Origin of the sequence: Chroococcidiopsis thermalis PCC 7203 (assembly GCF_000317125.1) — a bacterium.
GTDB classification, from domain to species: Bacteria; Cyanobacteriota; Cyanobacteriia; order Cyanobacteriales; family Chroococcidiopsidaceae; genus Chroococcidiopsis; species Chroococcidiopsis thermalis.
Genome location: NC_019695.1, coordinates 3,635,443 through 3,650,752 on the forward strand (window position 1 = coordinate 3,635,443; position 15,310 = coordinate 3,650,752).

The 15,310-nt window shown below is 43.6% G+C and carries 13 protein-coding genes; all 13 read right to left on the minus strand.

Annotated elements, in window-relative coordinates; genetic code table 11:
- Positions 1-139: 139 nt before the first annotated feature.
- The 13 genes from CHRO_RS15945 to CHRO_RS16000 all read right to left on the minus strand — a co-directional run bounded on the left by CHRO_RS15945 (position 140) and on the right by CHRO_RS16000 (position 15,074).
- On the minus strand, positions 140-1,030 hold the full coding sequence (locus CHRO_RS15945) for a hypothetical protein (RefSeq protein WP_015155262.1): 891 nt from the start codon (positions 1,028-1,030) through the stop codon (positions 140-142).
- A 283-nt stretch (positions 1,031-1,313) separates the two neighbouring features.
- Positions 1,314-2,435, minus strand: a complete 1,122-nt coding sequence (locus tag CHRO_RS15950; RefSeq protein WP_015155263.1) for a T3SS effector HopA1 family protein — start codon at positions 2,433-2,435, stop codon at positions 1,314-1,316.
- A gap of 25 nt (positions 2,436-2,460) precedes the next feature.
- Entirely contained in the window at positions 2,461-3,669 is a 1,209-nt protein-coding gene (locus tag CHRO_RS15955) for a phosphotransferase family protein (protein WP_015155264.1), read from the minus strand.
- On the minus strand, positions 3,666-3,917 hold the full coding sequence (locus tag CHRO_RS15960) for a hypothetical protein (RefSeq protein ID WP_015155265.1): 252 nt from the start codon (positions 3,915-3,917) through the stop codon (positions 3,666-3,668). Before CHRO_RS15960 ends, CHRO_RS15955 begins: the two co-directional genes overlap by 4 nt.
- A 294-nt stretch (positions 3,918-4,211) precedes the next feature.
- On the minus strand, positions 4,212-4,466 hold the full coding sequence (locus CHRO_RS15965; protein ID WP_015155266.1) for a hypothetical protein: 255 nt from the start codon (positions 4,464-4,466) through the stop codon (positions 4,212-4,214).
- A 235-nt stretch (positions 4,467-4,701) separates the two neighbouring features.
- Entirely contained in the window at positions 4,702-4,962 is a 261-nt protein-coding gene (locus CHRO_RS15970) for a hypothetical protein (RefSeq protein ID WP_015155267.1), read from the minus strand.
- A 645-nt stretch (positions 4,963-5,607) separates the two neighbouring features.
- Positions 5,608-5,919 carry a hypothetical protein gene (locus tag CHRO_RS15975; RefSeq protein ID WP_015155268.1) on the minus strand — a complete coding sequence of 104 codons (312 nt, stop codon included), beginning with the start codon at positions 5,917-5,919 and terminating at the stop codon, positions 5,608-5,610.
- A gap of 1,600 nt (positions 5,920-7,519) precedes the next feature.
- Positions 7,520-8,302 (minus strand): hypothetical protein, encoded by a 783-nt coding sequence (locus CHRO_RS15980; protein WP_015155269.1) that lies wholly within the window; start codon positions 8,300-8,302, stop codon positions 7,520-7,522.
- 416 nt (positions 8,303-8,718) lie between these two features.
- On the minus strand, positions 8,719-9,243 hold the full coding sequence (locus tag CHRO_RS15985) for a DUF4242 domain-containing protein (protein WP_015155270.1): 525 nt from the start codon (positions 9,241-9,243) through the stop codon (positions 8,719-8,721).
- 154 nt (positions 9,244-9,397) lie between these two features.
- Entirely contained in the window at positions 9,398-9,691 is a 294-nt protein-coding gene (locus CHRO_RS30580) for a Mo-dependent nitrogenase C-terminal domain-containing protein (RefSeq protein ID WP_015155271.1), read from the minus strand.
- Between the two features lie 331 nt (positions 9,692-10,022).
- Positions 10,023-10,955: a hypothetical protein gene (locus tag CHRO_RS15990; RefSeq protein WP_015155272.1), complete on the minus strand. Its 933-nt coding sequence runs from the start codon at positions 10,953-10,955 to the stop codon at positions 10,023-10,025.
- Between the two features lie 457 nt (positions 10,956-11,412).
- Complete coding sequence (locus CHRO_RS15995; RefSeq protein ID WP_015155273.1) at positions 11,413-12,609, minus strand: PAS domain S-box protein; 1,197 nt, start codon at positions 12,607-12,609, stop codon at positions 11,413-11,415.
- Positions 12,606-15,074 carry a hybrid sensor histidine kinase/response regulator gene (locus CHRO_RS16000; protein ID WP_015155274.1) on the minus strand — a complete coding sequence of 823 codons (2,469 nt, stop codon included), beginning with the start codon at positions 15,072-15,074 and terminating at the stop codon, positions 12,606-12,608. The genes CHRO_RS15995 and CHRO_RS16000 overlap by 4 nt, the downstream gene beginning before the upstream one ends.
- Positions 15,075-15,310 lie beyond the last annotated feature (236 nt).

Consider the following 15,310-nt stretch of genomic DNA (forward strand, 5'->3'; position numbering starts at 1 on the left):
ACTAAGCTGAGGCAAAGCTTTAGTCTCTTGTTTCTACCCTGAGAAAGCTTGGCTGGTTCTGCTGCCTCACTGAGTTATAAACAGAAGATCGAGATTGAAAACGTGGATCGCAGTCGTTTTTCTCCTGAATTATTGCCCGCTAGTGCAGTTGATAGACATGGTGAGCATTGTGGAACCACTCATACAGCAGATTAAGGATCTCTTGCTGATGTTTTATGCCAGGGTAATTGATATTCTGGTGCTCGATCGCTTCCTCAAGGAAACTTTGAGTAGCGTGCAAGCATAAATGGGTAGCATCGCGCACGCATGTGAAGTTGGGATCGGGATTGACTTTAGTACGAGAGCTTGTGGTAAAGGAATTCAAATAATTGAATTGAAGATCTAGCCAGCTTGCTGGTACAATCTTTAAAGCTATTTGTCGAGCTGGATTAGTGAGAAAATTCAATCCAACAATTGCTCCACGCTTAAAGGTAGTATCTGCTTCTTGGGGTCCCCACAAGTATGCTTCTGAATCAGTAGGAAACTCAGGTTCAGCATCATGTTCTTGCTGTTGAGCAATGAAAGCCTCAAGTTCATCTTTTAAAATTAATAAATCTGGATGATTAGGAACTTTCTGTAATTGCTTTTTCACGTCAACTAATAAAGACTGAGCCTGGTACAACGAAGCAGAAATATACTCAGAAACAACATATTCGCCTGCTCCTTCAAGCAGGTATGTGAGCGTAACAGCAGTTTCAACTAAATGTTCGAGTAAGAACTGACTTCCTATTTCGTCTTGGTGGATTTTGAGTAAAATGTAAGAATAGTAAATGCGGTGCATTTTGGAAAATAAACCTAAAATAGCCAAGTTAAAAAGCTTTTTTGTAAAGTCTTTAGTGGTTCCTAGAATTAATTCAATCTGTTCGAGCTGTTGGCATAAAACTTGAGCAGCCTTGAGAAAAGCGTTACCAAAGGATTGCTTAGAAAGTTCGATTAAATTGATGTTTGGTAAGCATGGTTGAGGTTGAATTAACCAAACTTTTGTATTCATTATTACCCTCTACCGATCGGAAAGTTAGCTGCCAATATTTGAATTAGGTAAAAAGCCGAGAACCCTAGATTTAGGAGACATATGGTAAAGTTATGTAGTGCTTTCTAAAAATCCTCGATTTACCGTTATTGCTAAATCTACTCTAAATGCCCGTATTCGTTATTAGTACAGAGTGTTTGAAGCTAGAAAAAGCCCCCTAAGTGGCAGGCTAATATCTGAGCAAGAGAAGCTAGTTTATGAAGAGAAACTTTTGATTTTTGGAACTAAACTCAACCTAGAAAAATTATTTGATGACTATGTAACGCCAGTCTAATGGAGTGTAAATGTCCTCAGATTTAGGATTAAGGTAAGGACGCTGCAAATCAATTTCTTGCAATGAAAAGTGTTTGCTGATAGATGCCATCCGACCTTCGGTCGAACTGTCCTGTTGTTGCCAAGCTTCGAGTAAGCCATTGGCAACGATTTTACAACGGTTCAGACCAAAGCTTTCTTGGGCAGAAAATTTGCGGTTTGGTTCTTCTGCAAGAGCGAGTCCGGGTGCTAAAAGCTTGGTAAACAATGGCACTTCTGATTGAAAATGCGATTGGTGTTCTACATAAACAGCCTGCAATAGTGGTTGTACATCTTCATAGTTACTTTTATCAAAGTAGAGTACCCCTGAATCATAGCGCTTGTAGTCTGGGGGATTGTATAGCACCTTGAAGCTGAAAGGAATATTAATGTCATTCAGCTGCCGCGTGAGGTTGCCCATAACTACAACCGCACCTTCGGAACTGAGATTGAAGTAGATGCGTACTATATTGCCGAGTCTGGTCGGACCTGCATCGCCTACCGCCATGTAGAATCCATTTTGCACCAGGTTGCGAGGCATTAGGATTGCCACCGAGTCTCCAACGGTTGCAGATTGCTCCACTGGTTGTAAATGGCGATCGCGTTCGATATGCAGGGTCAAGTCGGTCTTTTTCACTGCTAGGCTGCCATCACTCTCCTCTCTTAGCACTTGCCAACCAGGGTCAAAGTAGCCTTTACCGCTGTTGCTAGAGTGCAATCGCTGATAAAATTCCAAGTCCACTCCCAGAAACGTATTATTCTCTAGATTCTGGTGCAGTTCTAAACCAACTGAATCTGCGTCTAGAGCCAAGGCAGATTTGAGAGAACCGTTGTAATAGATGCTGTAGAGAAAACCGCACAGCTGCTGGCTTAAGTACTTAGTCTGAAGCTCTAAGGGTAGTTGTTGAAAACGCGGTAATCTATCAGCCGGAAGTTGCCAAGCTTGGTAATCTAGATGACGAATACAGAATGTAGACTCAATTTGAATTTTGCGGACAATGTCATGAAGAGCAGCCAGTAGTTTATCGGTCTCAAAGTCCGATAGTTGATTTTGCGCCGAATCCAGCAATTGCATAACAGTCTGCCTACAACTAAAATACTCAAACGGAAGAATAGCTAAAGCGAAGAAATTCCGACGCTGGTAAGCCAAAAACAGTCAGCATTGATTGTTCTGGACGACACAGCAAAGACTTGGCAACCTGGAGTATGCAAATACCTGGATTGCCAAAGAATTTTTGGTGCTGGAGTCTTGCCTGAATGGCATTAATCAAGCACATACCAGCAAATTGCACGACGCGCTGCAAAAAATCAGGACGACGCTCTAAAATTTCTGGAAAGTGACTCAAATAAGCGCTAGTCAGAGCAGCAATCGAATGTTGCAGTTCCTCAAGGGGAGTCATGGCAAGGCGTAAAGACTCTTCGATCGCGATCGCTTTACTAGTAACTAAGCTAGATAGCCAGATTAGTAGATAGCTAGAGATGAGCATTCCTAAGTCGAAAGCAGGATCTCCCCAAGTGGAGCGCTCCCAATCAATTAAACGAATAATGCCATCCTCTCTAACCGCTCGGACTTCAAGGGAATCAAGGGGGGAGCATGTCGAGATAGCTTGCTCCCAACTGTTGGATAGTAGGATATTGTTTAGCTTGAGATCGTTGTGTATTAGACAACAAGGCTCTAAAGCAGCGCTAAGCTCTTTAATCGCCTGCCCTAAGCTATCGTAGCGCTGATAGAGTGCAAAGAATCTCAACCCATCTGCGGGAACTAGACCAAAAACTTCAGGACCGATCCGGTCTAAGACACGAATGAGATGAGGAGCCTGGTTAATGGATTCATCCTCTGACTTTTGAGAGAAGAATTCTTGATAGTCTTGACGGTCTAGAGTCACGCGATGAATGTTAGCCAGAAGGGTTCCGATTGAAGTTGCGATCGTAGTTGGGAATATATTCTCTTTAGTATAAAAATCTATGAGATCTCGATAGTCTGTGAGGTAATTAAAAACAATGATTGAATGTCTCTCATCAAAATGGAGTATCTCTGGAAGCCAAGTGCGCAGATAGCTATGTTCTGGGAATCGTTGTAAAAACTCTTGAACTCGCCATTCTCTTAGAAACTCTCTAGCAGTTTTCCCTTCTCTGTCGTGCAGTTCTTGCTTGACTAAAAGTTGGCGACCCCTTGGCAGAGTGAGTAACAAATTAAAATTTTTGGCAGTTTTTCTCTCAATCTTACTCGAAGATCGATCTTCTTGAGTACAGAGTCCCTGCCTAATCAAATAGTCAAAAACATTTTGAGAGCTTAATAAAAATGTCATAATTCATTGTTTCCTTGAATATTACTTAGAATATTATTCAATGGAGTGCCGCTATTTTGGTTGGTAGAAGAAAAACTCTGCACTAGGGACACGATTTGACTAATAGCATATACAATCAGCACAGCCGAAAGTAACTGATTTAATTCATTAGCTGAACCACTTCGTATAGCCAAGTCTGCATCGGTTAGCTCAGTGAAGAAACTTTCAGATTCAGCAGGTTGCAGATCGGAAATTTTAATCCTAGCCATTAGTGTTTTTTCCAAAACTCTCAATTACAATTTTTCGGGATGAACACCAGAAAATCAAATTTTTTCAACTGCTTTTTCAGACCTAATTCCTATAATTATGTCCGGCAAGTCTTCAAGTTACCGCTTCTGAACTCCAACGCGATGCTTAAGAGTAGCGACAAAAAAACTGTTATCGGTTAGCCATCCCACAGGAATGCAGAATAGTGATTTCAGCGTGAAGGATGAATGAACCGATAACAGGAATTTAGTCGGTGACTAGCTAGTAACTATTGGAACTCAACTCATGAATCCATTCTATTTACCCCCGCCGTTACCGCCGCCAACGTTACTTGCTAGGTTTCCTACCAGCTCTGCGATAAACGATAGATGGTGGATGACAGCGATGTCTACAATTGCATGATAAGCATATTGCGAATCGTTATAACCTTTCTCTGAACCACCCAGCACAGACATAGAATCTGTATCGGTTAGGTCATTCAGAAAGCTTTCGGAATCTTGGAATAGATCGAAGCCAGCAGGACGCAGTTCAGAGATTGTGATGTTAGCCATTTGTTATATTCCTCTCATTTTTCTAGAGTGATGTGATTCAGCTTTTGCTTGCCTAGTCGTTACATTCATCTAACCCTTAATGCGATGCTTAAAGTAGCAACAAAAAACTGTTATCGGTCAGCCATCCCATAGGGATGCAGAATAGTGATTTCAGCGTGAAGAATGAATGAACCGATAACAGGAACTTAGTCGGTGACTAGCTAGTAACTATTGGGACTCAACTCATGAATCCATTCTATTTACCGCCGCCGTTGCCACCACCGCCGCCAACGTTACTTGCTAGGCTTCCTACTAGCTCTGCGATAAACGATAGATGGTGGATGACAGCGATGTCTACAATTGCATGATAAGCGTATTGCGAATCGTTAAAACCGTTCTCTGAACCGCCCAGCACAGACATAGAATCTGTATCGGTTAGATCGTTGAGAAAGCTTTCGGAGTCCTGGAATAGATCGAAGCCAGCAGGACGCAGTTCAGAGATTGTGATGTTAGCCATTTGTTGTGTTCCTCACCATTTTCTAGAGTAGTGCGATTCAGCTTTTGCTTGCCTAATCGTTACTTTCAATAATCGAGCAATAACTTTAGAAAATCAAGGGTTGTTAACGGGTTTCTGCGACTTAAAAAGAGTCTTTCTGTCAGTCTATTTTTGGCGGTTTACATTCAAAATTACGTGTTTTTTTAATTGCTCTGTTAGACATAAATCAGGTAATTGCGTCTACCAATTTTCTGAATGAGGCTCTTAGAACAACTCAAGAAATAACTTGGTAGATGACATCTTCCCTACCTAAACGCTTTCATACTCCAAGAATATCAATCTGCATAGACTAAATCAACCATAGGTGGTACTAATACCTACTAATCAGTTCCATTGAGTAGATATTAGAAATCTCGTTGAAATAGAAGTGCTACAGTATTAATGTCAGTATGAGTATCCCAACTGTAAGTGCAATAGTACTTATTTTTATATTGTAAGTGTTAATTTAATATGTATAATTCAATATTGATTCTATCTTTCTATGATAAAAATAATGGTTAATTCAAGAGTTTATAAACTCTTGAATTAACCATTATTCATCCTGTTCACCAAATGTCTTAGTTGAGCGCTAGCTTAGCTGTATGTGTTAGGCGTGAGTCACTAACCCTAAGAGTATGCACCGTAAGTTCCATAAACCCTAGAACGTCTGGAACCGTTATCGGAGGTTGGAGTTGTGTTTGTAGAAGAACTCGATCCTGTATTTGTAGAAAATTGCTGACCCCAACTATCAAACAACTGCTCCATTTGAGCATCGAAATCTGTAACAAGATCTTCGATGTTTGCTAGTACTGAAGCAGCAACTGAACCACCTACTACAGCTTCTATTTCTCCAGCCGTTAAGTCGTTAAGAAAGCTGTTGGAGTTTCGGGATAGTTGAGAATCCTCAAAACTCAGTTCCAATATTGTGATTCTAGCCATTTGTTTTTCCTCAAGAAAGTACTTCGAAGTAAATTTGAGTGAGATTCAGCCAGAGATTGCTTAATCTTGCTTTCATAGTGAAGGATTAAATTGATTAAATCAAGGTTTTAAGACAAATTTTCTAGACGTAACGAAAATAGTTATGTCTCTGAAGTTTGCGAATACTTTAATTTAGATAGCTATATATAGCAATCCTATTTGATTCATGAACGTGGAGCAGGCTTCTAGCCTGCGGCAGGCTAGAAGCCTACTTTACAAATTATTTAGAACTGCTATATATTTTTTAACTAATTTTTGTTGAATCTGCACGAGCGTACCCTGAATTTAACTTTAGAGTTTTGTCAGTAGCTTAGTTAAGACACTCTTGCTCAAGCAACCTTATAAACATAGTAGTTTCATCAGCTACTTCTTTAGATATAAGTCAGGCAGATATGTCTCTAAAGTTTGTCAATAGTGTCTATTGCAGTCTTATAGCAATTCTCGGTTGTGTGGATGACATTTGTAGGGGCGCACAGAGAAAGCGCCCCTACCAGACGTGCATTGCATCCAATTGAAAACCGCTACTAGGAAAGCTATCTTGCAATAAAGAATGGATAGCATGTAACCGCACCATAGAATCTTGCTGAAACCTTGCTGAAACGGCTGAGTTAGGGTTTTAGTAGCAATGGAAAGATGCTTGTACGCACTTGCCCAAAACGTAGACGAAGGAAGCATTTAAGCGTTGGCTCAACACCTGCCTTGCTTGATTCTTTTTAGGTAAAGTCGAACAAGCACGTACATTTTTGTTCGCCTACTACTCAAGCCTTAGATTCAGCTATCTGCAAAGCCGGTTAAAGTGCAAAGTAGTCAATATACTAAGCTCCATTGTTACCCTAAACACTGAGGTCGGCTTTAGCATCGCCATCATCGTCGGCAGGAACGGGAGCGTCATTAGTATCGCCATATCTGTTGTATGTCGCATCCCAGCTACCATAACCGTTGTCAGAGTAGTTGAGATACCAAGCTCCATCGAGAAGCGTTGCAGGCTTTTGAGTGGTTCGGCTCTGGGAGACCAGTCAAGGTATTGCAGGCAAGCAAGTGCAGCTCATAGATGCAGTCATAGTGCCGGGATTGTCCAAAATGTTTTTCTCAAGGTAGAAAAAGCTTTCAAGCCCATAAAATACTTATCGATAGTACTTGAAAGCTGATAAGACTACTACTGTGACAAATCGTGTGGAAATTCTCGCTTCAGAAATTTAAGCAGAGTCTGGGACTGCCGTTTCAAAACCTATTGCCCCACTCAGAGATTCAAAAAGTCCTCGATGACTTAAAGATTAAATACCGTCGGCGATTGTTTGACCCAGTTGTGACTTTTAATCGCTCGTTTCTGAAAATTCACTTATTAAGGTGGAGACACAGCCGTGCAAACAGTTCTGCTGCCTTTCATCTCTTGCACCCGCTCTAGCTCGATGATTAACTTTGTAACGTCAAGGTGAAATTGCATCACCTAATCCCTGTGTGAGTTGAATTTAAAAATTCAACAGCGCGCGTCGCGATCGAAACACCAATAGCCTAACACGTTTCAGTGTCCGTACTCGCGATCGACAATAGGCTATCGACATTACAGTGCAACTAAAAGCGCAGAATATATACTTGCACCGAGGGCAAAAGCCCAGAAGCGACTTTGGCGTTCTTCTGGGAGTTCTTCTTTCAAAACATTAAGTACAATTCCTCCGGCGAGAAAAGCAAAGAGTAACGCGATCGCCGCCTCAGACAGTTGAGTTCCCAGCCCGATCGCCCAACCACAAATAATTGCTGCTGCCAGTATCCAGCGACCAGTTTTTTCATAGGTACGCTGGTGATGTTCGCGTAATCCATTGTCATTGACTATGAAATGCAAAGCCATTGCCATAAAGAAAAACCATAAACTTTGAACTCTTGGTTCCTCTCGATGCAAGAGCAGATAGCCAATTAAGGCATTGTAGAGAGCAAACGAGGCAATATGCACCCAGAAAACACCCGATGAAGCAACATCTCCCCTACCTGCTTTGCGGTTGCGCTGGCGCGATACTTTAGCAACCCGTTCTAAGCCATAAAACACGGCTAATCCTAATAGTGCTAAAAGATATACGTGATGTTCTAGAAATAATAGTGCCTTGCCTACCGTACCTTTAACTGTCTCCTGTGCCTGACTCAATTCGGGCAAGATATGGACGAAGACATAGGCAACTGAAACACCGCCACTTACAGACAGCCAAATACTACGAGGAGTTCTTTCGAGAAAGCGGAGTTTACTGGAAAACAGATGCACTAGAGCCAAAATCAGGGCAAATAGTGCCGATAACCAAACAAGATTAAAATTAGATGTTGATGGCTCGGCAACTGCAAACAAAATTCTAAACATGTGTTGTTAAAGTCATTTTCCTCAGATCTGAGAGCGCAAATCACCTGCATTGCAAGTCATTTCTTTCTTCAGGCTGAGCTGGTTGGCAAAATATTGCTTCTGCCAATGAGAGGATTTTGCAGCGATCGCCACTTGCGATCTAAAGCACTTTCATCACTGTATGATATCGCCGTTCAATATCTTTTCGATTCAACTCCTGGGAAACGGCTTCGCAACTGTCGTGCAAAATCATGTCGGCGTGGCGGCGTAGTGCCGCACGGTCTTTTTCATTTTGGGTGTAACGCGCAATATTGGCGTAGTGACAGCAGCAGTGGGCGCGCCATACTTTCTGTATCTGTTGGTGTGTCGCCGTCAGTAATCGTTAACAAGTGCCAGTGGGGGTGAGTAGAATGATAATGTTCCCAGAGGACATGCTCTTACGGTTTGACGATCGTTGCCGACCAGACGCGGTCGAAAGAAACTCCAGCTTGGTGCTGAGCTTCCCGAATGGACTGGGTATCAGGTGCGTTCAATTCGCAAATAACGCGGGTGCGATCGAGCGACAGGTAAGATCGCACCCACTCAATTCCTCGGTGGGCGTAACAGCTTAAGGTTCTACTGCTGATTTTGTTCCACTCCTCCTGCTCGAACGGGGGATAGGTGCTTTCAATCACCTTGAGCATTGATGGATTGCGCCGTGGTTGAATGTCCTGTGGCTGAATCAATTCCCCAGCCCAGATCCGACTAAATATGCCGCCACCTTTGCGATAGGATTCTCGGACAGATTCTATATCGGGGGCATCAAAAGTACAGATTGCTCGCAGGCGATCGCGCGATAGCAGTGAATAACGCCACGTCACATTGCGTTCTGCCAAGCAAGCCAAGACTCGAAGATTGGTATCAGTCGGTGATTCTGGGGTGAGAGGGGAATCTGCAAGGGTTTCCACGATCGCAAGCGACATAACAACTTTGATGAGATGATTTAAATTGAGGCAGCAGGTCGTAACAATTCGATCGCCTGAAGAATTTCTTCATCCGATATAAGTTTTTCCCGATCCTTTCGGTTCAATTAATATGTAGAGAACTTTCTGCATATTTCATCTAGGCTCGAACTTACTAACAATATACGGCTACATCTTCACCGCATTTATCTGCCAAATAGGACAAGCACTTGAAGCGTAGACCAATTATTTGTTCGTAGAAAGGGTTCAATTTGCATAGAGGCGGAATTCGGAAAATAGTGCGATCGCAAAGTTTGATTTCTCGCTCAAAGGGACAACGAGCAGGGATCGTCATGCACAGCAATCGAGCTAGATTGGAGTTATGAATTTCAATAGAGTCAAGCCATTGGCATGGCGATCGCAATAGATTACATTTGAAATGAGTTAAGCTGATAGTAAAGCCAGACATTTGTTGTGACCTCTGGTTATTTTCAAGTCGAAGTAATTATTATAGTTTTTAGCAACCCTTCTACTTACTAAGTTAATTTATAATTTTATATTTGTCGTTACAGAAATTCTCTGGAATTTCATAAATAAATCTCAGAAAAATACAGGTTGACTAACTAAAACTTTGAGAAGCGATCGCGCTTAATTTAAAGAAACTCTAAGCTCGGTAGTAATATCTGCTGCTAAAATCTCTGGTAATCTCAGGTAATAAACTAGAGGAGTCGTAGGGGCGCACAACCGTACGTCCCTAAAAAAATCGAACATTAATTCTGAATTCTCCAATCTTCTGTCTCCTATTTTCTGTTTCCTTTTTGAAAAAGCCTCGTAGCGTGATAGCAAACTTTTTCTCGCAATCGGTAAACATCTTTAGCGGTCAAATTTAACTGAGAAGCGATCGCTTGCTGCGATTGTCCTTGGAGGTATAAATTTAACCATTGAACAGCTGAATGTCCCAACTTTTGTTCTAGATATTGAGATAGCTGCTGTTTAACTTCATCCCGCTCGCTCTGTTGCGCTGCGGCTTCTTCTTGTTCCTTGTATTGCCCGATCGCTTGTACATCTAGCAAGTTGAAGCTGCGATCGCTATCTTCAGTAGGAATTTGAGCAAAAACAATCCGAATCTCACTGTTGTTCGGTACTTGCGTCACTCCTCCTGGTGCATAGCGACGCATATAGTTGATGAAGCGATAGACAATCAGCGGTTGATTGCGAACTGGTCGCAAACAGTATTCTTCGATCGCAGTAAATAGTAAGGCGTTTCGCAAGCGAAGGTCATCAGTACATTCAGCGATCGCTGTTATTTGCTGTTGTAGGTAACAATCGCGTTGCAGTAAATCTTGCAAAAACTCTTGCAATACTTCGCTAATTTGACAACGACGATCGCGACCCAGAGCCACCATCATGCGGATTTTATTTTGCAGCACGACTAAGCTACCCAAGCGGGTCAAGAGGCGGCGATAGCCCTGTTCTGGTGCTTGTCCTAAGTAACGATTCTGCAAAATCCGGTAGCGGTAAGCTATCCCTTGCTGTACGAGTTTAAACTGCTCTGAGTCTAAATGTTCCAAACGGTTTCCCAGTAGCCAGCAGACAATACTCTCTTTGGTAGCCACACTGCTATTAGGATAGTCAAATGCCAACTGCCATTGCCAAATCTGAGCTAGATCTTTGAGCGCGATCCCTTGGCTGGGATCGAATTTTGGTTCTAAAGGTAATGTGACAACTTGCATTTGTGACTCCTGGCGTTGCTGAAAGGGTAATGATGATTTCGCTAGAATAAAGAATACGCCTCAACTCCAGCTCCAATTGCTACGGTCAAGAACGGGCAGCGTCAAGGCAGGCAGTGTTACAAATGCAAGCTGCGCGATCGCCAGCTCTCAAATGAGAGTTATATTTATTGCTAGAACTCTTGCAGATGATCTACTGCAAACTTACCTTTTTAGAGGCTGTTGCTGCATACCTTTCGTTCATTAATGTAATTTGATAGATTGTATTTGTCATTACAGGAAATCTCTGGACTTGCTTGAGTCCTAATCTTAGGACAACAGAGATATCGACCGATACTTACGGATCGGCGATCGCAGTTGAAAAGCTGCAAGTGGTTGCTGTTTTGAGGAACTTGAAATTCTTAAGGAAACCTTGAGGAGCTAAAATCTCTGGTAATCTCAGGTTGACTTTTGTTTGTCCCTAAAAGCGATCTTTAATCTCTGCAATCGCGCCTACCAAGCAATCCTCTGCTGCATCAATTCGTAGTGCTAATAGCACCCAAATTACCGTTCCGTCTTGTTTGCGGATCTGGATTTGGCACTGGCAGACTTTTCCCGCCGCCTGTTTTGCTGCCAAGATCTGCTGTTGGGCAGTCGGATCGCTCAAAAAGTCAGTTACAGATTTTTGCGCGATCGCATCTGTGCCAATAGCTGTGGCACAAGTATAACCGAGTATTTGCCCAAACTGCTGATTAGCATCCAGCAGCGAACCATCGAAAAGGCGTAGAGAGAAAATCCCTACGGGCGCAGACTCGAACAAATGGCGAAACTTCGCTTCGCTGCCAAGCAATGCTGCTTCTGCCTGTTTGCGAGCAGTGATATCGCGCACGATCGCACAGTTGTACTCTTGACCGTTAAACTCTAAATAATTAGCAGTTATTTCCACGCTGATGTCCCGACCATCTTTAGTCCGTGAGGTCGATTCAAAGGTGAAGGAGCCTTTCTGCCGAATTTCCTGCCAATGTGACTGCCAGATTGTGGTTGGGAAATTGGGATTGACATCGCAAACAGCCATATCTAGCAGTTGGATGCGGGAGTATCCCAGGATGCGACAGGCTGCTTCATTGACATAGACAAACCGTGCATCTGCATTAATGATACAGATTGCATCTCTAGATTTGTCTAAATAAAACTGACTCAGCCATAGTGCTGATTCTGCCTTTTGGCGATCGCAAATTTCTTGTTGCAGGCGAGCATTTTGCTCTGTCAGCTGCTGTTGCAACCGCCGCAGCGTCAGATTATTCTCTACGCGGGCAAAAACTTCTTCTTCACTGAAGGGTTTCGTGATGTAATCAACTCCCCCGACTGCAAAAGCTTTAACTTTATCGATGACCTCATCTAGGGCGCTGATAAAAATTACCGGAATATCGCGGGTTGTTGGCGAAGCTTTCAGGTGTTGGCAGACCTCATAGCCATTCATGTTTGGCATCATGATGTCAAGCAAAATTAGATCGGGCGGGGCAGCTTGCGCGGTCATCAAGGCTGTTTTTCCGTCGATCACTTTACGGACTTCATACCCCAGCTGAGATAGCATCGCAGATAGAAGTCGTAAGTTATCCGGCTTATCGTCAACTACTAAAATATTCGCTTTAGGCTCCTGAGCGCGATCGTCATTCATGCTGAATCTAGTTGCGTTAGATCGATAATCTTATCAATACGAAAGTTATTTACTAAATCGGCTAGAGCAGTTGCCATAGGAGCATAATCCTGTGGAATTTGTTCTAGAAGATCGAAAATCAGCTTCTCATCAGTCCGCAGTGCTGCTTGGTGTAGTTGCGCCACCCACTCAGAAGGCATGACTCTCAAGCTTTGGGCTGTCAGCGCATAGGGTTCTTTCTCTTCTAGCTGGCTGGGAATAGCTGCCTGCTGGGTGTCTTCATAGATATAACGCACCCCTAAATACTGCATCATTTTTTCCCAGATAACTTCTTCCCGCAAGGGCTTGCGGACAAAATCATTACACCCAGCAGATAAAACTACAGCGCGTTCTTCGTCAAAGGCACTTGCTGTTAGAGCAATGATTATCGTCGCATGACCTTTTAGATGGGCTTTAATCTGTCTAGTCGCTTCATAGCCATCCATCACTGGCATTCGCATATCCATCCAGATTAATTGTGGTTGCCAGCTTTCCCAAATTGCCACTCCTTCTTCACCATTTTCGGCTTCGCGCACCTCGAAGCCGACTGATTCCAGCATCTTGACTAGAAGTTGGCGGTTTTCCCATTTATCTTCAACTACCAAGATACGATACTTCGGTTGGTCGGGCGCGAGTCCAATGACTCGCCGATAGTGCTGTCGAGGCGGCACTTCCACCACTGCTGCGGGGCTAACTGGAATCTCGAAACTAAAAATCGTGCCATGACCCAAAGTCGTGCTAACCGCGATCTCTCCTCCCATTAGGCGCACAAACTGTTGGCTAATAGTTAAGCCTAGACCAGTCCCTTCATGAGATTTTCGCCCTGCTTCCGTTTGGACAAAGGGTTTAAACAATCTCTCCAACTCTGATGCTGCAATGCCAGGACCAGTATCTTCAACTTCAAAGTGTAGGGTACAGGTAGTAGGTGGTGACTGAGATACCTCCTGCTTGTCCTGCTTCGTTCTCACGCGCAAGATTGCTCCGCCTGCTTGAGTGAATTTAATTGCATTTCCCAGAAGATTAATCAAGACTTGGCGCAATTTACTCTCGTCTGCGCGTACGCATTGGGGAACTTCAGGGGTGCGTTCAAAGATCAACTGTAAGCCCTTGGCTTCTGCTTTGAGCCGTAACATCTCTTCAAGTGAATCTAGTAATTCGTAGAGATCGAAGCTATTTTCATTGAGAATTGTGCGCCCCGCCTCAATTTTAGCCATTGACAGGACATCATTAATTAAGGTCAACAAATGCTCGCCGCTGCGATTAATCGTGTCTAAATTTTCTAGCTGTGCCGCACTGAGCGAGCGATCGCGGCTCATCAGTTGGGTGAAACCAAGAATGGCGTTGAGTGGAGTCCGCAGTTCGTGGCTCATGTTAGCCAAAAATTCGCTTTTGGCAAGGTTGGCAGCTTCAGCTTCTTGTGCTTTTTGTTCCAATCTATGGCTGTAATTCTCTAACTGCTCGCGAGAGATTTTTAACTGTCGCGTTAGCCAATACACTCCAATCGACAGACAACCTACCGATGCTAGTCCTACGAGTACGATTGTTCCTGCCAGTTGGCGAGCAGGGGCAAAAGCTTCTTCCTGCTGCATCTCCACTAACAAAGCCAGATCTTGCTCGTTCAGCCAGCGATAGACACCAATAACTGGCAGTTTGGCATAGTTGCGATAAAGTCCAGAGCCGCTGACACCACTCATCGCTGCATCAATGCCTTGACTGCTAATTCCTTCTGGAAATTCCCGTGCTTCAGTTTTCTCTGCTTTGGAGATAAAAGCGTTTTTTGATACCAAAGAGCCGACTAAGTATGTCTCGCCACTATTACCCAAGCCCGTGCGTTCTCGGACGATTCGATCGATGCGGTCTAAGTTGAGGTGAGCTAAAACAATGCCTTGGCGCACTCCTGCTGCATCGCGTAGAGGTGTTGCCAAGGTAACTGACGGTTTACCAGTGACGGGTGAAACGTAGAAAATCGGAGCGAAAGTATCTTTTAGCTCGACTCGTTCAAAATAGCTAACGTTAGCTAGAATTTCGTAGTTACCTTTGCGCTGCTTGTCAGTTGAGAGAACGATCTGATTGCTGCGATCGAGGATGAAAATTTCTCTTAAAGCTGGCTTGGTTTGGGTGACACTGATGAGATAATTGGAGAGAATTTTGTCAGCGGCAAGATAATTCGGATCGGTGATTTTGCCACTTAGTAATATCTTGATATTCCTTTGTAGTTCTGGATGCTGAGTTACAAGGAGAAAATCTCGTTGCTGGTCTTCAAACCAACGCCCAATTTCTTCTTCTTTCAGGGTAGCAGCAACGCTGAGGCGATTGAAAGCAGCCTGCTTGAGAGCCTCTCTAGCACTGAAGAAAGCAACGCTTCCCACCACGCCAACAGCCACCAGGGATAGAACTAAGAAGGAACTGGCGACTTTAGCAGTCAGGTGTTGATTCCAAGACTTCATAGATTAAGTCACTCGATTTTGGATTGGTAATTGGTAATTGGTAATGGGTAATGGGTAATGGGTAATTGGTAGTTGGTAGTGGCTGGTGACTATTGGCTAGAATTGCTCCCTTGTCCCCCTTGTCCCCCTTGTCCCCCTTCGCCCCCTAATCCCCACTCCCTTCGGTCGTGGGGTCCCCCCTTGTCCCCCCTTGTCCCCCCTTGTCCCCCCTTGTCCCCCTTGTTCCCCCCCCTGCT

Coding starts and splice junctions, on each gene's coding strand:
- CHRO_RS15945 (WP_015155262.1), bottom strand. CDS start 1,030: ATGAATACAAAAGTTTGGTTAATTCAACCTCAACCATGCTTACCAAAC.
- CHRO_RS15950 (WP_015155263.1), bottom strand. CDS start 2,435: ATGCAATTGCTGGATTCGGCGCAAAATCAACTATCGGACTTTGAGACC.
- CHRO_RS15955 (WP_015155264.1), bottom strand. CDS start 3,669: ATGACATTTTTATTAAGCTCTCAAAATGTTTTTGACTATTTGATTAGG.
- CHRO_RS15960 (WP_015155265.1), bottom strand. CDS start 3,917: ATGGCTAGGATTAAAATTTCCGATCTGCAACCTGCTGAATCTGAAAGT.
- CHRO_RS15965 (WP_015155266.1), bottom strand. CDS start 4,466: ATGGCTAACATCACAATCTCTGAACTGCGTCCTGCTGGCTTCGATCTA.
- CHRO_RS15970 (WP_015155267.1), bottom strand. CDS start 4,962: ATGGCTAACATCACAATCTCTGAACTGCGTCCTGCTGGCTTCGATCTA.
- CHRO_RS15975 (WP_015155268.1), bottom strand. CDS start 5,919: ATGGCTAGAATCACAATATTGGAACTGAGTTTTGAGGATTCTCAACTA.
- CHRO_RS15980 (WP_015155269.1), bottom strand. CDS start 8,302: ATGTTTAGAATTTTGTTTGCAGTTGCCGAGCCATCAACATCTAATTTT.
- CHRO_RS15985 (WP_015155270.1), bottom strand. CDS start 9,243: ATGTCGCTTGCGATCGTGGAAACCCTTGCAGATTCCCCTCTCACCCCA.
- CHRO_RS30580 (WP_015155271.1), bottom strand. CDS start 9,691: ATGTCTGGCTTTACTATCAGCTTAACTCATTTCAAATGTAATCTATTG.
- CHRO_RS15990 (WP_015155272.1), bottom strand. CDS start 10,955: ATGCAAGTTGTCACATTACCTTTAGAACCAAAATTCGATCCCAGCCAA.
- CHRO_RS15995 (WP_015155273.1), bottom strand. CDS start 12,609: ATGAATGACGATCGCGCTCAGGAGCCTAAAGCGAATATTTTAGTAGTT.
- CHRO_RS16000 (WP_015155274.1), bottom strand. CDS start 15,074: ATGAAGTCTTGGAATCAACACCTGACTGCTAAAGTCGCCAGTTCCTTC.